Source organism: Kitasatospora sp. NPDC059571, assembly GCF_042735675.1.
In the GTDB taxonomy this organism is placed as follows: Bacteria; Actinomycetota; Actinomycetes; order Streptomycetales; family Streptomycetaceae; genus Kitasatospora.
In genome coordinates, this window is record NZ_JBHWBW010000002.1 from 83,491 (window position 1) to 101,520 (window position 18,030).

Genomic DNA, 18,030 nt, shown 5'->3' on the forward strand with positions numbered 1-18,030 from the left:
GCGTGAGAGTGCGCCAGCTCTCGCGCCCGCGCTCCCCCCCCCGGGCGCCCCCGCACCCACCCGGCTCCCCTCGGGCTGTGGGACAGTCCGCGCAGCCCGGCGCTCGCCGGCCGACGGTCGGTGACTTCTCTCTCACCGCCTGTCCAGGGCGTCGCCGTCGACACGAGGAGTCAGACCCGCCGCATCCGGTAGACGCAGGTCCGGTACGGCATGTCGACGCGGTCGCGGTCGGCCAGGGCCGGGTCGGTGGCGGCCAACTCGCCGATCTCCCGGTCCAAGCGGGCCTGCTCGGCGGCGTCGGCGGTCAGGTAGTAGGAGCGGGACCGCACCAGGTCGATCAGCCGGTCCGTCGGGACGGTCACGGTGTGCTCGGTCGAGCCACGTTCGGGTTCGGTGAACCACGGCGTCACTGGCCCGTACTGCCAGGCACTTTCCAGGCCGTATCCCTCGTTGCCGACGATGCCGGAGAGCGCGGCCACCCACGGGGTCCGATCGTCACGGATGTTCCACATCGCAGCGAGGACACCGTTCTTGCGCAGCACCCGGTGAATCTGCGGCAGTGCGTCCTGCGGAGTGAACCAGTGGTATGCCTGCCCGACCACGACGGCGTCGACGGACCCATCCGGCAGCGGGATGTCCTCGGCGCTGCCGGCGAGCACCTGCGTGCCCGGGTGGCGTTCGGCGGCCACGGCACGCATCTGTTCGTCGGGCTCGACCGCGACCACATCGTGGCCGGCGGCGCGCAGTACACCGGTCAGTAGCCCGGTGCCCGCCCCCAGGTCCAGTACGCGCACGGGCTTGGCGCCGACGGCCCAGGCGACCGCCCGCACCGGGTAGGTGGGCCGGATCGAGTCGTACAGGCGGGCAGCGGAACCAAAGGACAGCGCGGGGTTGGACATGCCCGAGAGCGTACCCGGATTGGGGTCGGCGCTCCTGCTGTCAGTCTCGCGGACTCAACGACCACTCCCGACCAGGGTGACGCCGGATCTCAGGTGCGGTCCGAGAGTCCGATCGGTCGCCGGGAGTAGGTCCGTTGCCTCATGCGCCGTTCCGAGTCTGCTGGCTAACGTCGGCGCTCATGCAGACCACAGGGATTGTTCGCCGCCAGGTGGCGGAGCGTAGGCGCGACACTCTGGAACGGCTCGTCACCGAGCGGGACGTGTGGGTGTCGACGGCACATCCTGATCACGGGCCGCACCAGGTGCCGCTGTGGTTCCTGTGGGACGGGCTCGCAGTGTGGATGTGTACCGGTGCCACGTGCGCGACTGCGCGGAACGTCCGCGAGGACCCGCGCGTGCGACTGGCGCTGCCGGACACCTTCGACGTGGTGCTCCTTCAGGGCGAGGCGGAGTGCTTCCCGGACCAGGACGTGCCCGGAGAGGCGGCGGAGGCCTTTGCCGCGAAGTTCGGCTGGGACCCGCGTGCGGAGGAGGATTCCTTTCTGTATGTGCGCGTTGTTCCGAGGCATGTGCGTGCCTGGCGCGGTGAGCCGGAACTGCGCGGCAGGGTCATCATGCGCGACGGGACATGGTTGGAATAGCGGCGGAGAAGAAGGTCGGACCGTCCCGGAGCGTTGTGGCCCAACCCCTCTCGGCAGTACCGGCGTTCAGGGGTGGCTCCATGAGGTTCACCGACGGCACCATCACATGGGTCAACGTGGCCGCTGAAGGGACCGACGGGCTCCTTCGGCTCAGCCCCGCCGGCCCGGGTCGAGAGAATCCTCGCAGGTTGCCTCGATCCAGGTGGCGGTGAGGTCGCGCGCGGTGACGATCAGCGTGCCGGGGCGGAATGCTGTTTCGTGGGTGCAGCCGTGTTCGTGCGGGAGGATCTCGTCCAGGATCACGGGGCCGAGGCCCGTCCGGTCCGCGTTCGGGCTGTCGAGCGCGAGGTCGGTCACTCCGGTGTAGCGGATGACCAGATCTTCCTCGTGCTTCCAGCAGTTGTGGCGGAAGTGGGCCACCGCGTCCCCGCGGTGGTCATCGGGGAGGACGAGGTGATGGAGCATCAGGTCCTTGACGCATCGCTTGCCGGCGAAGTCGTAGTGGTCCGCGTCCGTCGCGAAGGCGCGTGCGCCTGGAGGTAGGCCGTCGGAGATCTCCGGCAGCCGGGCGAGGTAGCGAAGCGGGCTGATCACGCCGCCGAGTTGACCGATCCGACCGTTGACGTCCACGAATTTCATCGCCGCAGGATGCCCCACAGCGGTGACGGTCTCCACCGGATTCCGTTGATCCCGCTCCCGCGGCGCCCTGCGCTCACAGGGCAATCGGCCGGTAGGCGAGCGCCGCGTCGACGATCTGTTCCGGGGAGGCGTCCCGGAGGGTGGTCGGGGAGTGGAAGACGAGGTCGCTGACCCAGGGTGCGGCACGTTCGCCTGGAGGAGTCGCAGGTAGTAGTCGGTGTCCGGGTCCGCGGTGAGGAGTCGGCGGGTGATTTCGACCAGCTCCTCCCGGGTGATGTCCGTCGATCGGGGACGGGCGGGGCGGGCGGCCTCCCGTGCGAAATCGGCGGTGCTGCGGCTGCCTTCGTACTCCGCGAAGTCCACGGCGACGTAGGTGTGGCCCGTATGGGCGTTGAAGGCGGTGATCGCGGCTTCGGCGTCGGGGGATCGGGACGGCACCAGGTCCGCGATCCGTTCGATGGCGTCGCAGAGGTGGGTGAGGCGCTCGGGGCTCACGGGTGGTGGTGTCAGTTCCGGTCGCAGGTCCACGGTATGCATCTTGGGGCAACCCACTGACACGCGGCACTGCGTACACCCCGGTTGCCGGGACTTCGGGCAACCGGGGTGTACGAGGGGCGGGCCGGGTCAGTCCTCGTCGGCGAAGGTCTGCCGGAGCAGGGCCTCCTGCTCGGCGGAGAGGTTCGTCTCGATGAGCTCGGCGTGCCGCCCCTGGAAGGCCGGGCTGACGCGGTCGAGGACGACGTGGGAGGTGAGCAGGAACAGCGCCGAGGTGCCCGGGGTGACCCGGTCGCGCACCTGCTTGATGAACGTCTCGTCGATGCCGACGGGCGCGAAGTGCCCGGCGACCGCGCCGGCGGCCGCACCGACGGCCATGCCGAGGATGGGGACGAAGAAGATCAGGCCGAACAGCAGCCCCCAGAACGTGCCGCCCAGCGCGCCCATGCCGGTCAGGGTGCTGAGCTGGTGGGTCTTCGGCTTCTTGGTTCCCTCGGGCCAGGTGACCACGGCCCCGTCCTCGACGGTGATCAGTTCCTGGCGCTGGAGGTCCGTCAGGGTGTCCAGTGCTTCCTGTGCGCCGGTCGCGGTGGGGAAGCGCCACACCGTCAGCGTCGCCATCTGGCTCTCCGATCTCGCGCACGCGTACGGGCGTGCGCGCTGCGCAGCGGGGCCCGCGGAGGGCCCCGCCGTTGGTGCCGAGCGGCCCGGTCGGCCGCGCACCGGCCTCCGGGGAGGCCGGGCCCTACTTGGTGCCGCCCTCGAGCTTGGCCTGCAGTTCGGCGTCGGCGACCGCGATCGCCACGCCCAGGGCCTCGGTGAGGTGTCCGGCGGCGGACATGACGCGGGCGGTGCCCACGATGGGGGCGATCGCGACCAGGACGTCCTGGAGCTGCTCCATGGTCACGTTGGCCTCGATGGCCGGGCCGACGTGCGCGAGGTAGGAGATCGCCGGGGCGTCCGAGGCGGCGAGCGCGGCGATCCGGGTGAGGATGAGCATGTGCTCGCTCATCCCGCACCGTTCGACGGAGTCCATCGTCATCGCGGCGAGCGTGTCGAGGACCGGGGTTTCGGACATGGTGGTCATGTCGGGCTCCGTTCGCGGGCGAGGAGGCGTCGGCGGCCGCCGCACGGCGACCGTCTGCTCCTGCGTCTCGACGGTAAGCCTGCCCGTGGTCACCCGGCGACCCGGCGATGCGGCGATGCGGTGAACCGGCCGGCCGGCCGCCGACCACGTGGGCGGGGCACGTCGGCAGAGTGCGCGGCGCGGGTGCAGGATGAAGGCGCCCGAATCCGTGGACGAGGGGATGGCGATGGCGGACGACGAAGGTCTGGCACGGGTGTCGGCCAAGGCGCAGGAGGCCGAGGCGCGGGTCCGGGCGGCGCACGCCGAGGACCGGGACAGGCTGGCGAAGGCTGTGGTCGGGGCCAAGGCGCGGGCGTCCGAGCGGACGGGCGAACTGCACCGGAGGGCTGCCGAGGGGCAGGCGGAGGGCGCCGAGGGCTGGGCCCAGGTCAAGTCCGGCTGGCACCGGCACGTGGCCCGGGCGAGGCAGAAGCGGGCCGACCGCGCGGCTCGGCACGACGCCGAGGCCGCACGGCGCGAGGTCCGGTTCGCCGAGAGCTACGCCGCCGATGCGATCGACTTCGCGCTGTCGGCCATCGACGAGGCCGAGTACGCCGTGCTGGAGGCGCTGCTGGCGCGTCGTGAGGCCGACCGGGCGGAACAGGACCTCGACTGAGTCCTGGCGGGACCCCTTGATCGTCGGTCGGCGCGGGCCGATAGCATCCCCGTGCTTCCGAGCCTCCCGCTGAGCCGCTCCGACCCGGGGATCCCTATGTCCGCGCCGACGCCGTCCTTCCCGTTCCCCGTGCCGTCCGGCGCCTGGTCGGCCTGCCGGTTCTGCGGGGCGGTGCCCGCGGTGGACGTCACGGTCCGCGGCCATCAGGGCATCATGGTGCTGATGCGCTTCCCGCGGACGGAAGGGCCGTTCTGCCGGACCTGCGGCATCGCGGTGCACCGGCGGATGACGGCGCGAAGCCTGTGGCAGGGCTGGTGGGGCGTCGCGTCGCTGATCATCAACCCGGTCGTACTGCTGCTCAACCTGGGCGCCCTGGCGAAGATCCGCCGGCTCGGCCCGCCCGGACCCGGCGCGTCCGGTGCGATCGGCACACCGCTCAGGCCGGGCAGGCCGCTGCTGCTGCGGGTGGAGATCCTCGGCCTGCTGCTGCCGGCCCTGATCGTCGGCGGGATCGTCCTGGACGCGACGACCAGCGTCGACTACGCCGACGTGGGCGACTGCATCCACACCGCGGGGGAGTCGATGCTGCCCGACGTCGCCGTGGTCGACTGCGCGGGCCCCGACGCCGAGTACCGGGTCGTCGCCCGGTTCGAGTCCGTCGAGCCGGACTCCTGCACCGGCTACCCGGGGTCGGACCTCGCACTCGGCCAGCAGCGCGGCTCGACCGCGTACACCCTGTGCCTTTCCCGGGTCCGCAGGTCCTGAGCCGGTACGGGCCCGGCCGCCAACCCTGTGCGGACTGTCGCCGTCACACCGGCGCGGTGCCCGGCGATGAGGATCCGAGGCCGTCGGCGTCCAGGAACCCGGTGACCGCTGCGACGAACCGCTCCGGCTCCTCCACCCACGGGCGGTGCCCGGCCTCCGCCAGGACCTCCAGCCGGCCGTGCGGGTGGCAGGCCGCGACCGCCCGGGCCGGAGCGGTGCCGATCATGCCGTCGGCCGCACCGGCCAGGACCAGCACCGGCGTACGGGCCGCGGCGAGCCGGGCCACCCGCTCGGCGAGGTCGTGCGGACCGGCCGTCCCCGCGTAGAACGCCTCGCGCAGCCAGGGCAGCGCGGTGGCGTGGCCCGGCCGGTACTCGGCCTGCCGGTCCTCGTCCCAGCGGTGCCAGAAGAACGGCTGCAGTCGGCGCTGCAGGTCGGCGGTCTCCGCGCCCGGGCGGGCGCCCTCCGCCAGCAGCCGGTCCGCCTCCGCGCTGTCGGGGTACCAGGGTTCGGCCGACCGGGCGGCCCGCAGCGCGGCCAGTTCGGCGGGATCGGGCTCGCGTCCCGCCCGGCCGACCGGCGTGACCAGCACGGCCCGGCGGACCCGTCCGGGGTACGCCGCCGCGTACTCCTGGGCCGTGAGGCAGCCGGCCGAGTGCGCCAGCAGGTCGAGCCGCTCCAGCCCGAGATGGACCCGGAGCGCCTCCAGGTCGCGGGCCTGTGCGACGAACGAGACGGTGCCGCGGTCCTCGGGGACGGCGGAGCGCCCGGAGGCCCGAGCGTCCACCAGCACCAGCCGTCGCCGCCGGTCCAGTCCGCCGAGACCGCCCAGATACCGCACGTCCATCCCCGGACCGCCGGGCAGGACCACCAACGGGTCCCCCGTGCCGGTGAGTTCGTACCAGAGCGCGGTGCCGTCGTAGGACCGGAAGAAGGGCATGCCGGCAGCCTGGCACATCCGCCGGGCCGATGTCATCGGTGGTCCATACCGCGGTAAGGACCACCGAGGCGAGACCGCGCGGTCGCCCGGGTCCGTGCGTCCCCCGGACGGCCGAACAGGGGCGGTCCGGCGGGCGACGAGGCCTCCTGGTGTCTGAGAGGCCCCGGGGGGGGCGAGGGCCCGGACGGTGGCGGGCGCGGGTGGCGCCACGACCGTCCGGGGCCCTCGCTGCGCGGGCGATCAGCCGAACTGGCCCGGCTGGTAGTCGCCCGCGGGCTGCTGGACGATCACGTTGAAGCGGTTGTAGGTGTTGATGAGGGCGATCAGGGAGACCAGTGCGGCCAGCTGGTCCTCGTCGTAGTACTTGGCCGCGTTCTCCCAGGCATCGTCGGTGACGCCGCCCGCCGCGTCGGCGATGCGCGTGCCCTGCTCGGTCAGCTCCAGGGCGGCCCGCTCGGCGTCGGTGAACACCGTGGCCTCGCGCCAGGCCGCAATCAGGTGGAGGCGCAGGGAGGTCTCGCCGGCGTGCGCGGCGTCCTTGGTGTGCATGTCGAGGCAGAAGCCGCAGCCGTTGATCTGGCTGGCCCGGATCTTCACCAGCTCCTGGGTTGGGGGGGGGGGGGGGGGGCGGGGGTCGCGGCGTCGCCGGGGGCCGGTGGGGTGTAGCGGCGGGGGGGGGGGGGCGGGGGGGGGGCCCGCCCCGCGCGCCCGCGCCCCCGCCGGTTTGATGTACTTCGCGACCTTGGTCGCGACGGGGTTGCCGTAGAAGTTGAGTCGGGGGTTCATGGCGATCTCCTTGCCGTGGTGACGGTTCCAGAGGGTTGACCGCACGGCCCGGCGAAACGTGACAGGGCCGGCGGGCCCGGCCGGTGTGACGTGCGTCTCACTCGTCGGGTGGGGTCACCGAGCGGCTGATGAGCGGCCGCGAGCAGGGCATTCGCTACGCGCTCCCGGACTCGGCCACCACGCAGTAGAAGGTCACCGCGGCGAGGAAGGGCCCGGTGGCGAGGTGGTCGAGCCACTGCCGCGCCTCCCCCTCGGTGAAGTACCCGGCGGCGACGGCCCGTCGGGTGGTGCGCTCCAGCCCGAGGATGGCGTCGGCCGCCCGTACGTCGCGGAAGACCGGGGTGATCGGGATGACCGAGGGCACCGCGAACCCGGCCTCCACGGCCAGCCGCGGGAGCTGCCGGCCGATCGCGGCATTGCGGACGGCACGCTCCGTGACGTACCGGGTGAACGCCCGCGAGAGGCCGGCGTCCGGATGGTCGACGGCCAGCGTGTCCCAGTCCGGCTCGCCCAGGACGAGCCGGCCCCCGGGACGCAGCACCCGGTGGATCTCGCCGAGCACCCGGGCCGGATCGGCGACGTGCTGCAGCACCCGGTCGGTGCGGGCGCGGTCGGCGGAGCCGTCCGGCAGCGGGAGGTCATGGATGTCGGCCTGCCGGACGGTGACACCGCTCTCCCCGGCGGTCCGCTCCCGGGCGGTCTCGACCGCTGCCCGGTCGTGGTCGACACCGATCACCGAACCGGCCGCGGTAGCGGCCCGGGCGAGCGCGGCGAGATCCGTGCCGGGGCCGCAGCCCAGGTCGAGCACGGTCTGGCCCGGACGGACGTCGAGCTCGTCGAGCATCCGCTGCTTGTAGGAGCGGCCGAGATCGGTCGCGGCGACCTGGTCGAGGTAGGCGATCGGATCGGGGACGGCGGTCTCGAACACGGATGAGGTCATGCGGCCAGTCAACCAACTCCCCGTGAGATGCGGCTACGGGCCGCTGCCGAAGGTCGCCGACGGGCCGTCAGGTGCGGTCGGCGTCCGGCCGTGGCTCGCGTACTGGCACACTGCGCTGCGTGGACGAGACGGAGACGCGGGTGCCGCTGGCCGACGGCGATCTGCGCTGGGTGTTCCCCGAGCCGGCGGCGCCCCGGCGGATCACCGGCCTGCTGGCCGAGACCGACGCCCTCGTCCGGGAGCTGGCCGAACGCACGGCACCGCAGGCCGGTCCGGGCGCGCGACCCGGGGATGGGCTGGCCTATCACACGGTCCTGGGCCGGCCGCTCGCCGGCGTGTTCGGCCTGGTGCCGGTCGGTGATGTGGTCCTGCGGGCGGGCCTGTTCTTCGGGCGCCGCTGTGCCTGGGACCTGCGGTCGGGACCGCCCTGGACGGTCGAGGTCTCGGTCGAGGTGATCCACCCCGCAGAGCAGTGCGGCGGCCACCTGATCGAGGAGCTCGCCAACATCACCTGCGAGACGCCCGAGGCGGCGCCGAGGAACTCCTGCGCGGAGTGCGGCGCCTCCACGCCCTCGTGACGGCGCCGTGGATCGATCACTGGCAGGCCACTCCGTGCAGTTGACCCCGCCGCGCTCGCGGGACCACAGCGCGGTCGCCCGGCCGGCGGGGGTCGGGCGGCGGTGACCCTGCCGCGGGCTGACGGCCGGGCGTAGCGTGGGGTCATGCGATTCGCCTTCAAGACATCGCCGCAGAACACCGGTTGGGGCGATCTGCTCGAAGTGTGGCGGGCGGCCGATGACATCGGGCTGTTCGAGTCCGGCTGGACGTCCGACCACTTCCATGCGATGCACGGTGCCGGGCCGGACGTGCCCCGGTTGGAGGGCTGGATCACGCTGACCGCGCTCGCGCAGGCGACCCGGCGGCTGCGGCTCGGCACGTTGGTGACGGGGATCCATTACCGGCACCCGGCCGTGCTGGCCAACATGGCCGCCACGCTCGACATCGTGTCCGGCGGCCGGCTGGAGCTCGGGATCGGGACGGGCTGGAACGAGGAGGAGTCCGCGGCGTACGGCATCCCGCTCGGGACGCCGCGGCAGCGCAGTGACCGGTTCGAGGAGGCCTGCGCGGTGCTCACCGAACTGCTGTCGCCGCAGCCGACCACGACCTTCCGCGGCAGGTACTACGAGCTCACCGACGCACGGTGCCATCCCAAGCCCCTTCAGCAGCCGCACCCGCCGATCTGCATCGGCGGCAGCGGCGAACGGCGCACCCTGCGCACCGCCGCCCGCTTCGCCCAGCACTGGAACTTCGACAGCGGCACTCCGGAGCAGTTCGCCCGGGCCCGCGACGTGCTGCACCGCCACTGCGCGGACCTCGGCCGTGATCCGGCGGAGATCGTGCTCTCCGCCCAGGTGCGGTTCACCGGCGACTCGGCCGCGACAGCAGCGGAGGCTGCCGCCATGGGTGCGGTGGGCGCGGACCTCGCCATCGTCTACCTGCCGCCCCCGCACACCCCGGCCGTGCTGGCGCCCCTGGCGGACGCGCTGTCCCCGCTCGCCTGAGCCGGGCGGGCCCTGCTGCCGTCGGCCGGTCCGGACGGCGACGTCGCGGTGCGGGGCCGGTCAGTCCCACCAGAGGGTCCAGGAGTCCGCGCCGAGCAGGTCGGGTGCGTAGGCGGCCAGTGTCCCGGGGCCCTGGAAGATGTTGTCCGGGCAGAGGGTCGCGTGCTCGGCCGCGACGAGCAGGGCCTCGGCGATGTCGGTGGGCGGTGCGGCGATACTCAGGTGCAAGGTGTCGAAGCCGACCTCGACGACCTGCGCACCGAAGCGCCGCTCCCAGTCCAGCAGGACGGCGGAGATCTTCGCGGTGTCGGACTCGTGGTTGACCGGCCCGCTCCAGCCGCAGACGCTCAGTGCCTCGGCGCCGCTGCCGGCCGCCACGAGTCCGATCCGCAGGGCGGGGTTCTCCCGGAGCAGCCGGGCGGCGAGCGCCCGGGCCCGGGCATCGGGATCGTCGACCCGGGCGGGGGCGGGGGCGAGGCCGGGCCAGCTCCGGCCGAAGGGGGCGCGGCTGTCCCGCACCTCCGGGTCCTCGTCCTCGTCCGTGGCGGACTCCGTCCACCGGCGGGCGAGCAGGGCGGCGGGGTCGTACAGGTCGGGCGAGGACACCTGCTCCGGGTACAGCTCCGCGGACTGCCAGGGGCGGTATTCCTCGTCGTGCCGCAGCGGCGCCAGCAGCAGCGGCCACAGCCCGGAGGCCGCGCGTGCCCGGTGGAGCAGTTCCCACAGGCCCGCGGGGGCGGGCCCGTCGCTCATCCACATCACCGGGCGTGCAGCGGCGCCCTCGTCGGCCCGGACCAGGTGGCCCGGCGGAAGCCCGGCGGGCAGGGCGGACGGGTCGGCGGGTACGCCGCCGAAGAGACGGCCGAGGTCCGCGGCGGGCGGTGTCGCATGGCTCATGGCGCCACACGCTAGGGGCGGGGACCGACAGTCCCGCCGGACCGGGTGAGGACCACGCGGGCAGGCGTCGGCCGTGGTGGGCCCGGGGGCAGCGGAGCGGGTCGGTACTGTTGTCGGACGACTCGTCGAGAGGCACCGACCACATGGCCACACACTCCGCCGGACCATCTGCCACCAAGCGGAGGGCACTTCTCCAACTGACCGGGGTGAGCCGCTCGTACGGCGGCCGGGAGGTGCTCCACCCCGTCGATCTGACCCTGGCGGCGGGGGAGTGCGTGGCCCTGCTCGGCCACAACGGTTCGGGCAAGTCGACCCTGCTGCGGGTCGCCGCCGGACGCGACCTGCCGACCTCCGGCACCGTCCGGTTCGACGGGCTCGTGATGGACGAGAACGACCCCAGGATCCGGGCGCGGGTCGCGGTCGTCGGCGACATGGTCGCCTGCTACCCGGACCTCACCGTGCGCGAGCACCTGCTGCTGGTCGCGGTCGCGCACGGGGTCGCCGACCCCGCCGACTGGGTCGCGCAGGTCCTGGAGGACCGCATGCTCACCGAGCGCGCCGACGCGCTGCCCTCCGCCCTCTCCTCCGGGCAGATGCAGGCCCTGCTGCTGGCCTGCGCGCTCGTCCGGCCGCGCGACCTGCTGCTGCTCGACGAGCCGGAGCAGCGCCTCGACCCCGAGGCGCGCCGCCGGCTCGCCGACCTCCTCACCGCGGAGCTCGCCGACGGCGTTGCGGTGCTGCTGGTCACCCACCACACCGACCTCGCGCTGGAGGTGGCGGACCGGGTGGTCGTGCTGGAGGACGGGCGCGTCATCGAGCAGGGTCCTCCCGCGCAGGTCCTCGCGGCCGAGGCCAGGGGCTACGCCGCCGGCCCGGGCCGGGCCGCATCGGCCGGTGCCCGGTGAGCGGCCGGGAGACCGCGGCCGAGCACCGCCCGACCGCCGGGGACGGCGGTCCGGACACCGATGTCGACACGGCCGGGCTGCCGGCGGACGGCGGCGAGCCCGCGTCCGAGGTGCCCCTCGCCACCCCCGGGGACTCCCCGGAGGACGACGACCACGCCGAGTGGACGGACGACGACGACTGGACCGACGAGGCACTCGCCCTGCTGCGGGCCATGCGCGCCCCGCACCGGCTCAACCGGGCCAAGCAGGTCGGCTTCGCGTTCTACTGCACCCTGCTCATCCTGGTCATCTGGGGCGGCGTGCCCAGCCTCGGCCTGTTCCTGCAGGCGTCGATGGGCGCCGACTACACCGGGCACGGCCCCGACCTGCTGGCCGCGATGCCCACCGCCGTCACCGCGGGCGCGCTGGCCACCGTCCTGCTCGCGGTCCGCGACGCACTCTGGCGCGGACCGGTCGTCCCGCCGCGGGCCACCGCCGACTGGCTGCTCGCCCACCCGGTCCGCCCGCGGCCGGTGCTGCGGCCCTGGTTCTGGCTCTCCTGCGGGCTTGCCCTCTTCCCCGGCCTGATCACGGCCGTGGGCGGCATGGTCGCGCTCGGGCTGACCGTGCGGGTCGGGCTGCCGGCCGCGCTCGGCTGGTGCCTGGTCGGCGGGGTGAGCGTGCCGCTGCTCGGCGTCTGCGCGGCCCTGCTGGTGCAGCGCAGCGAGCGCGCCGCGCGCTGGGTCCGCCGGCTCACCCCGTACGCGGCCGTGCTGATCCTGGTGCTGATCGTGCAGAGCGTGCTGGCCGTCGCGGGGCACCCCGTGCACTGGCTGGAGCTGGCGGAGATGTGGTCGGGCCCGTGGGGCTGGGCGGCGATCGCCGCGCTGGCGCCGACGCCCGCCGCCGTTCCGGGTGCCTGGGTGGCCGCCGTGCTGGCCGTCGGGTCGACCGCGGCCGGCCTCGTCCTCGCGGACCGGGCCGCCGCCACCGTGTCGCTGACCCTGCTGCGGGAGCGGGCCAGGACGGCCGCCGGCGTGCTGGCCGCGCTGCGCACGGTCGAGCTGCGCGCCGCCCGGCTGGCGGTGGCCGGCGCCACCGGCGGCGACCGGCAGCTGCGGGTCCGGTTGCCCGCCCCGCGCCGGCGCTACCTGGTCGTGCTCTGGCGGGACACCCTCGCGCTCGTCCGATCGCCCGCCCGGCTCGGCCGCGCCGTGCTGCTCACCGTGCCCGCCCAGCTGTGCGCCGAGCTGGCCCACGGGGCCCGCGGCGGGTTCTCCTGGGCGGCCGCCGCGGGCGCGCTGGTCTTCGGCTACCTGGCCGTCGCCCAGCTGCTGGAGCCCGCGCGGATCGACACGGACGACGTCCGCCGGGCGTCGTGGTCGCCGTACCCGTTCGCCGGGCTGATGCTGCGGCACGCGATCGTGCCCGCCGTGCTCGGCGTGCTGCTGGCCACCGCCGGCGCGGCCGCCGCGGTGCTGGCCGGCGGCGGGCCGACGGCGTGGCTCCCGCTGATCGCGGTACCGGCGCTGGTCGGCGCCGGCCTGGTGAACGCCTGCCGCGGGAAGGCCCGCCGTGACCTGCTGTACCGGCCGGTCCCGACGGCCGGCAGCACCGGGATCCTCATGTTCACCGCCTGGTACGCGGCCGGGCCCGCGGTGGCGCTGCTGGTGCTCACCCTGCCGCTCGCGGCGGCGCTGCGCACCGGCACGTCGAACGCGGTCTGGCAGGCGGCGGTGCTGTCCGCGGTGCTGACGGCCACCCTGCTGCGGTGGGCCTGGACCAGGGCGACCGAGCTGCCCCGCCAGGCCTGACGGCCACGGCGGCCGGGGGCGTGCGGACGTCGCCGCCCGCGCCCGGCCGCCGCGCCCGGCCCGGCCGCCCTGCCTCCGTGCGCGGTCCTGGAGCCCCTGACCTGGGACGGGTGCGGGCCGCAGACTCCGATGGGGCCCTCGTCGGGGGCCTGCCGGCCGCCGGGCCGGGGCACGGAAGGCGGGGTCGCCCCATGGGTGTCCATCTCATCACGGGGGCCGGGTCGTGAATCGGCGCGGCGGTGGCCGGGCTGCTGGCGGATCGCGTCGAGGAGCTCTGGCTGCTGGCCCGGGACTCCGCGCGGGCCGCGCACCTGCGCGAGGCCATCCCGGGCGGCCGGACACCGGTCGCCGACCTCGCCGCGCCGGAAGGACTCGCCGAGGCCCTCGCCGACCAGCGGGGCCGCCGCGGCTGGACTCGCTGCTGCACGTTGCCGGGGTGATGGAACCCGGCGGCGTGGCGGAACCGGCCGGCGCCCACTGGCAGGTGACCTTTGCGGTCAACGTGCTCGCCCCTGCGGAACTCTCCCGGATCCTGCTGCCCGCCCCCTGCGGGCGGCCCGCGGTCACGTCGTCTTCCTCAACTCCGGCGCCGGTCTGCACGCCCCGCCCGGACTGGTGGCGTACGCGGCGTCGAAGTTCGCCCTGAAGGCGGTGGCGGAGTCGCTGCGCGCCGAGGAGTACGGCAACGGCGTCCGGGTCACCACGGTCTACCCGGGCGAGGTGGACACCCCGATGCAGGTCCGGCTGCACGAGCGGCTCGGCCTGCCCCACGACCCGGCGGCCGCCATCGCACCGGAGTCCGTGGCGGCGGTGGTGGCGTCCGGGCGCCGTTCCGTTCCCGGGGGTGCGCTTTGGGTCCGCCGCTCGTTGGACGGGTGTGGCGGATGAGACGGGTGACCGGCGTGCGGCGCCGATGGTGTGGGCGCTGGCCGTACGGGAGACGGACGACGGCGGCTCGGTGGCGGAGGCGATCGTCGAGGTCGGCGAGGACTGGCACGGCGAGTTGGTCGTGGACGCCGTCGACAGCGGGTTCGCGCTCGCGGTCGGGGAGCCGCCTGCGACCACTGCGGTGGTGGAGGTCCGCGACGGGTCCTTCGAGCGACTGGTGCTGGTCGGCGGACGCCAGGTGTGGGAGCCGCAGCCGTCGGTGGAGGCCTCCGGGACGTGGCTGGCGGCCGCCGCCGACCGGCAGGGGGTCCTGGTGATCGTGGTCCCGCCCGGCACCTGGCCGCCCGGGCTGATGGCGCTGGAGCCGCTGCAGCAGGCCGAGGCGTTCGGCCGGCGGCTGGAGGAGGCCCGGCTGCGCGGGCTGGTCCTCCAGGGCACTGCCGTCCTCGACGCACGCTGACGGCCGGCCGTTGCCGGCCGGCCCTCGCGGGTCAGGCCCGTTCGGCCGCCCGCGCACCGTACCTCGGGAGCGGGGCGAGCCCCAGGCGCTCCGTCTGCCGCCCGGTCACCCGGCCGACCAGGCGGATGAAGAGCACGGCCTTGACCACCGTCAGGGCACTGCCCACCAGGAGGGCCGTCTCATGGATGCCGGGGGCCATGGCGGCGACTCCCGCGAGGAAGACGGCGACCACGACCGCCCACCACAGGTCCACCGGCCGGGTCTCCTCGTCCCCGCCCGCCCGCAGGATGTCCACCAGGACGCGCCTGGGCAGCCACAGGTGCACCAGCGGGACGAACCAGCCGCCCACGGCCCAGCCGCGCCCGCTCCGCTGGCTCCCCGGGGCGAGCAGGTCCGCGTTGGTCCAGCAGCGCCGGATCCAGACGCTCCGCACGATCAGGTAGGCCACCGCCAGACCCGTGGTGCACAGGCCCAGAACGCCCCTCACCCCGGGCGAGGGCGCGTAGAGGAAGGCCGTACTGATCAGAACGGTGCCCGCGGTCAGCAGACCCGTGAGGACCTTCAGATGGGTGGCCGGCTCCCGTGGGTCCGCCGGCTGGGCGTCCGTCATCGGCATCCTCGCTCTCTCGCACGATGATCGTCGGCGAGAGTACGAGACGAACGATCATCCCGTCCAGACCCGCGGCCCGCGTCCTTCGGGGGCCGGCGGAGGCGGTGACGGGCCGGTCGGATCACGAGCCGGTGGGCATCCGCGAGGTATGCCACGGCCGCGGCCGGGACTGCTTCCATGCCCACGAGTTGACCGCGGGACCCGGTCGGTGGTCGCGTGCTCCACCGAGGCCCTCCACCGTGACCCCCGGGCGGCGCCTCCGTCCGGGGTGGCGGGCGGGGTCGGCTGCTCGGCGATGCGGTCGGCGGCCCACCGGGCCCATTCGCGGCGCATGGCGTTGAAGCGCAGGCCGTACTCCAGGGCGATCCGGCCGTAGACGGAGAGGTTGTCCTCGTCCCGGTCGACGGACTTCGTGAGCTTCTCGAGGTCGCGGCGGCCCTGGTCGGACATCTCGATCAGGTCGGTCAGGTAGTAGTGGGCCTGTTCGGGCGTCAGGACGCCGAGGAGGAAGACCCGCAGGAGGATGTCGCTGCGGGTGTTCCACCGGGGCGTGGTCTCGGTCAGCCAGTGCCGGAGCTCGGCGAGACCCTCGTCGGTGAGGGCGTACTCCTTGCGGCCCCGGCGGCCCTCGCCGCCACCGCCATCGCCCTCGCCGCCCTGGCCCGCGCCGACCGGGCGCACACGACCAGCGCGACGCTCGTCCAGATCGCCGGCTTCGCCGTCCCGATGGTCTTCACCGTCCGGTACGTCGCCCGGATCCGGGCCGGGGCCGGGCAGGTGGCCCGATTATCCCGCGGCACCTCTCCGGCAACTACGCCCCGGTCACCGAGGAGCTCACCGCGCACGACCTGCCGGTGACCGGCAGCGTCCCTGCCGCACTGTCCGGCTGGTACCTGCGCAACGGCCCGAACCCGGCCGACGCCGCCTCCGGGCACCGGTTCTTCGGCGACGGGCTGATCCACGGAGTGCGCCTCGACGCCGGACGCGCGGTCTCGTACCGCAACCGCTGGGTGCGTACCGGCCGCCTCATCGACGGCGCGCGGACGTACGACGCCGCGGGCCGCCGCGACCTCGCCGCGGACCCGGTCGCCACCGTCCACCTGCCCGCCCGCGTGCCCTTCGGCTTCCACGGCAACTGGCTGGAGGACCGGAACGGCTGACCCGGGGCCGGCGGCCTCCACGGCATCAGCCGCCGCGGGCGCGCGGGGGAGTGATGCCCGTCCCCGCCCCCGCGCGCACCCGGACCTCCCGGGTCAGGCCGTCGGCTGGGTGAAGCGGATGTTGTTGCCGAACGGGTCGCGCAGACCGCAGTCGATCCCGTACGGCCGCTCGGTGGGCTCCTCGGTGAACTCCACGCCGCGGGCGAGCAGGGTCTCGTAGGTCTTGCGGCAGTCGTCGGTGCTGAAGATCAGCGAGCCGCCGGTGGCGCCCTTGGTGACCAGTTCGCGGACCTGCTGGGCGGTCTCCTCGGACATCGCCGGCGGGCCCGGCCGCTCCAGGAGGATCTGGCGACCGGGGTCGCCGGGGATGCTGACGGTCAGCCAGCGCATGAAGCCCAGGTCGACGTCGGCGCCGACCTCCAGGCCGAGCTTGCCGACGTAGAAGTCGAGGGCCTCGTCCTGGTCGAGGACGTAGATCTGCGAGTGCGTGATGGCGTTGAACATGTGCCTCACGCTACTGGCCGCGGCCGGCCGGAACTTATCCGAAACTGCTCAGTCGGCCGGCGATTCCGAGCCGGCACCGGAGGCGCCGGCGGCGCGGGAGGCGGACGGCTCGGCCGGGCGCAGGCTCGGCCGGGTCCACGCCATGGTGAAGCAGGTCGGCACGTTCACGGCCGGCGCCTGCCTGCGGTACGCCCGGGGGAGCAGCCGACGATGTCGCGGAACGTGCGGCTGAAGGTGCCCGGGCTCTCGAACCCCACGTCGAAGCAGATCTCGGTCACCCGCCGCTCCGTCGTCCGCAGCAGGAACATCGCCCGCTCGATCCGCCGGCGCTGCAGATAGCGGTGCGGGGTCTCGCCGAAGGCCGCCCGGAAGGTGCGGGTGAAGTGCGCCTGCGAGACATGGGCGATCCGGGCCAGCGCGGGGACGTCCAGCGGCTGGGCGTAGGAGCGGTCCATCGCATCCCGTGCCCGCAGCATGCGGCGGTTGCTCTCCTCGGCGGCGCGGCCCATGACCCCATCCCACCACGGCCCACCGACGCCCCGGGCCGCCGGCCGTGGCCGCTCGCTCGCCGCATGCCTGACGTTCTGTCATATATGTTCGAATGGTTGGGGTTTGAGAGAATTCGATTGTGTCGTCCTGTTCCGGTATGGAAATATCCCCTGCATGCCATCCGGGGGGATCGCGGACGCCGATCCGCCCCACCGGTCATCGTCGAAGCCTGCGCTGCCGTCGTACGGACCCGATGACGCCCAAGGAAGAGGAACGCCCATGCCGAGCTCCCCTTTCCGTGCCCACCGCCCTGACCGTGCCCGCCCCGACCGTCCCCTTCCCGGCCGATTCCGCGCCGGCCGCTCCCGCCGCGCCGGCGGGCTGCTCCGGCGTGGCACGGCCGCCCTGCTGGCCGCCGTCACCGCCGGTGCGCTGCTCCTCGCGACGGCGCCGTCGGCGAACGCGACCTCGACCAACAACTGCGCCTGGTCGGAGAACGCCTCGACCACCTGCCTGGACGTCTACGGCAGCGGCCTGAACGTCGTGTGGGTGGAGGTGACCAACGTCGGGGGCAAGGTCACCATCTGCAACTACAAGGTGCGGTTCTGGGGGACGGGCGGCTACTGGGAGTCCCCGATGCAGAACCGCTGCGTGCCGGGCGCCGCCTGGGTGTCGATGACGATCGGTCACAACTTCCCCGACGGCTCGCTGGTCTACGGCCAGTTCTACGCCAACGGGCACTGGCTGACCGGATCCCCGGCCACGCGCATCCACCGCTGACCCCGACGGCGGCCCTGCCGCTGCGGGATCCGAGCGGCAGGCCCCGGGGGGGGGCCCGGGGGGGGCCGGCGGGGGGCGGGCGGGCCCCCCCCCGCGCGGGGGGGCGGGGCCGGGGGGGGCGCCCGCCCAGGCGCG

Annotated in this window: 23 protein-coding genes and 1 pseudogene; 12 read left to right on the plus strand and 12 right to left on the minus strand. The window is 74.2% G+C overall.

What is annotated here, in order from left to right:
• Positions 1-170: 170 nt before the first annotated feature.
• Entirely contained in the window at positions 171-899 is a 729-nt protein-coding gene (locus ACFV0G_RS00965; protein ID WP_380539420.1) for a class I SAM-dependent methyltransferase, read from the minus strand.
• A gap of 179 nt (positions 900-1,078) precedes the next feature.
• Here ACFV0G_RS00965 and ACFV0G_RS00970 point away from each other — a divergent pair, with 179 nt between their 5' ends.
• Positions 1,079-1,540: a pyridoxamine 5'-phosphate oxidase family protein gene (locus ACFV0G_RS00970; protein ID WP_380539422.1), complete on the plus strand. Its 462-nt coding sequence runs from the start codon at positions 1,079-1,081 to the stop codon at positions 1,538-1,540.
• Positions 1,541-1,690: 150 nt separating this feature from the next.
• On the opposite strand, the gene ACFV0G_RS00975 is transcribed toward ACFV0G_RS00970, so the two are convergent.
• From ACFV0G_RS00975 to ACFV0G_RS00985, 3 genes are all read right to left on the minus strand, one after another.
• A complete protein-coding gene (locus ACFV0G_RS00975; protein WP_380539425.1) occupies positions 1,691-2,707 on the minus strand; it encodes a hypothetical protein in 1,017 nt (338 codons plus the stop codon).
• 96 nt (positions 2,708-2,803) lie between these two features.
• A complete protein-coding gene (locus ACFV0G_RS00980) occupies positions 2,804-3,295 on the minus strand; it encodes a DUF1269 domain-containing protein (RefSeq protein WP_380539428.1) in 492 nt (163 codons plus the stop codon).
• A gap of 124 nt (positions 3,296-3,419) precedes the next feature.
• Complete coding sequence (locus ACFV0G_RS00985; protein WP_380539431.1) at positions 3,420-3,761, minus strand: carboxymuconolactone decarboxylase; 342 nt, start codon at positions 3,759-3,761, stop codon at positions 3,420-3,422.
• A gap of 190 nt (positions 3,762-3,951) precedes the next feature.
• Here ACFV0G_RS00985 and ACFV0G_RS00990 point away from each other — a divergent pair, with 190 nt between their 5' ends.
• Positions 3,952-4,416 carry a hypothetical protein gene (locus ACFV0G_RS00990; RefSeq protein WP_380539434.1) on the plus strand — a complete coding sequence of 155 codons (465 nt, stop codon included), beginning with the start codon at positions 3,952-3,954 and terminating at the stop codon, positions 4,414-4,416.
• A 96-nt stretch (positions 4,417-4,512) separates the two neighbouring features.
• A complete protein-coding gene (locus tag ACFV0G_RS00995; RefSeq protein WP_380539437.1) occupies positions 4,513-5,181 on the plus strand; it encodes a hypothetical protein in 669 nt (222 codons plus the stop codon).
• A gap of 43 nt (positions 5,182-5,224) precedes the next feature.
• On the opposite strand, the gene ACFV0G_RS01000 is transcribed toward ACFV0G_RS00995, so the two are convergent.
• From ACFV0G_RS01000 to ACFV0G_RS01010, 3 genes are all read right to left on the minus strand, one after another.
• Positions 5,225-6,121 carry an alpha/beta fold hydrolase gene (locus ACFV0G_RS01000; RefSeq protein WP_380539440.1) on the minus strand — a complete coding sequence of 299 codons (897 nt, stop codon included), beginning with the start codon at positions 6,119-6,121 and terminating at the stop codon, positions 5,225-5,227.
• A 240-nt stretch (positions 6,122-6,361) separates the two neighbouring features.
• Positions 6,362-6,907, minus strand: coding sequence for a carboxymuconolactone decarboxylase family protein (locus ACFV0G_RS01005; RefSeq protein ID WP_380539443.1), 546 nt, complete (start codon positions 6,905-6,907; stop codon positions 6,362-6,364).
• Positions 6,908-7,061: 154 nt separating this feature from the next.
• On the minus strand, positions 7,062-7,847 hold the full coding sequence (locus ACFV0G_RS01010; protein WP_380539446.1) for a methyltransferase domain-containing protein: 786 nt from the start codon (positions 7,845-7,847) through the stop codon (positions 7,062-7,064).
• Positions 7,848-7,966: 119 nt separating this feature from the next.
• Here ACFV0G_RS01010 and ACFV0G_RS01015 point away from each other — a divergent pair, with 119 nt between their 5' ends.
• Entirely contained in the window at positions 7,967-8,425 is a 459-nt protein-coding gene (locus ACFV0G_RS01015) for a hypothetical protein (RefSeq protein ID WP_380539449.1), read from the plus strand.
• 144 nt (positions 8,426-8,569) lie between these two features.
• Positions 8,570-9,409, plus strand: a complete 840-nt coding sequence (locus tag ACFV0G_RS01020; RefSeq protein ID WP_380539452.1) for an LLM class F420-dependent oxidoreductase — start codon at positions 8,570-8,572, stop codon at positions 9,407-9,409.
• A gap of 60 nt (positions 9,410-9,469) precedes the next feature.
• Here ACFV0G_RS01020 and ACFV0G_RS01025 read toward each other — a convergent pair whose 3' ends face one another.
• Positions 9,470-10,306 (minus strand): DUF4253 domain-containing protein, encoded by an 837-nt coding sequence (locus ACFV0G_RS01025; protein WP_380539455.1) that lies wholly within the window; start codon positions 10,304-10,306, stop codon positions 9,470-9,472.
• Positions 10,307-10,449: 143 nt separating this feature from the next.
• On the opposite strand from ACFV0G_RS01025, the gene ACFV0G_RS01030 reads away from it, so the two are divergent.
• The 5 genes from ACFV0G_RS01030 to ACFV0G_RS01050 all read left to right on the plus strand — a co-directional run bounded on the left by ACFV0G_RS01030 (position 10,450) and on the right by ACFV0G_RS01050 (position 14,352).
• A complete protein-coding gene (locus ACFV0G_RS01030; protein ID WP_380539458.1) occupies positions 10,450-11,211 on the plus strand; it encodes an ABC transporter ATP-binding protein in 762 nt (253 codons plus the stop codon).
• Entirely contained in the window at positions 11,208-13,004 is a 1,797-nt protein-coding gene (locus ACFV0G_RS01035; RefSeq protein ID WP_380539461.1) for a hypothetical protein, read from the plus strand. The genes ACFV0G_RS01030 and ACFV0G_RS01035 overlap by 4 nt, the downstream gene beginning before the upstream one ends.
• Before the next feature lie 239 nt (positions 13,005-13,243).
• Positions 13,244-13,444, plus strand: a complete 201-nt coding sequence (locus ACFV0G_RS01040) for a hypothetical protein (protein WP_380539516.1) — start codon at positions 13,244-13,246, stop codon at positions 13,442-13,444.
• A 154-nt stretch (positions 13,445-13,598) separates the two neighbouring features.
• Positions 13,599-13,892, plus strand: coding sequence for an SDR family NAD(P)-dependent oxidoreductase (locus tag ACFV0G_RS01045; RefSeq protein WP_380539507.1), 294 nt, complete (start codon positions 13,599-13,601; stop codon positions 13,890-13,892).
• Positions 13,882-14,352: a hypothetical protein gene (locus tag ACFV0G_RS01050; RefSeq protein ID WP_380539464.1), complete on the plus strand. Its 471-nt coding sequence runs from the start codon at positions 13,882-13,884 to the stop codon at positions 14,350-14,352. Before ACFV0G_RS01045 ends, ACFV0G_RS01050 begins: the two co-directional genes overlap by 11 nt.
• 31 nt (positions 14,353-14,383) lie before the next feature.
• Here ACFV0G_RS01050 and ACFV0G_RS01055 read toward each other — a convergent pair whose 3' ends face one another.
• Positions 14,384-14,962, minus strand: a complete 579-nt coding sequence (locus ACFV0G_RS01055; RefSeq protein ID WP_380539467.1) for a DUF4328 domain-containing protein — start codon at positions 14,960-14,962, stop codon at positions 14,384-14,386.
• 54 nt (positions 14,963-15,016) lie between these two features.
• A complete protein-coding gene (locus ACFV0G_RS01060; RefSeq protein WP_380539470.1) occupies positions 15,017-15,643 on the minus strand; it encodes a hypothetical protein in 627 nt (208 codons plus the stop codon).
• A gap of 107 nt (positions 15,644-15,750) precedes the next feature.
• Between ACFV0G_RS01060 and ACFV0G_RS01065 the strand changes: the two genes are divergently transcribed.
• Positions 15,751-16,122 carry a carotenoid oxygenase family protein gene (locus tag ACFV0G_RS01065; protein WP_380539510.1) on the plus strand — a complete coding sequence of 124 codons (372 nt, stop codon included), beginning with the start codon at positions 15,751-15,753 and terminating at the stop codon, positions 16,120-16,122.
• A 93-nt stretch (positions 16,123-16,215) separates the two neighbouring features.
• Here ACFV0G_RS01065 and ACFV0G_RS01070 read toward each other — a convergent pair whose 3' ends face one another.
• Together ACFV0G_RS01070 and ACFV0G_RS01075 are read right to left on the minus strand one after the other, a co-directional pair.
• Positions 16,216-16,626, minus strand: coding sequence for a VOC family protein (locus tag ACFV0G_RS01070; RefSeq protein WP_380539473.1), 411 nt, complete (start codon positions 16,624-16,626; stop codon positions 16,216-16,218).
• Positions 16,627-16,674: 48 nt separating this feature from the next.
• Positions 16,675-17,135: pseudogene (locus ACFV0G_RS01075) on the minus strand (helix-turn-helix domain-containing protein).
• Positions 17,136-17,394: 259 nt separating this feature from the next.
• Here ACFV0G_RS01075 and ACFV0G_RS01080 point away from each other — a divergent pair.
• Complete coding sequence (locus ACFV0G_RS01080; protein WP_380539476.1) at positions 17,395-17,895, plus strand: hypothetical protein; 501 nt, start codon at positions 17,395-17,397, stop codon at positions 17,893-17,895.
• Positions 17,896-18,030 lie beyond the last annotated feature (135 nt).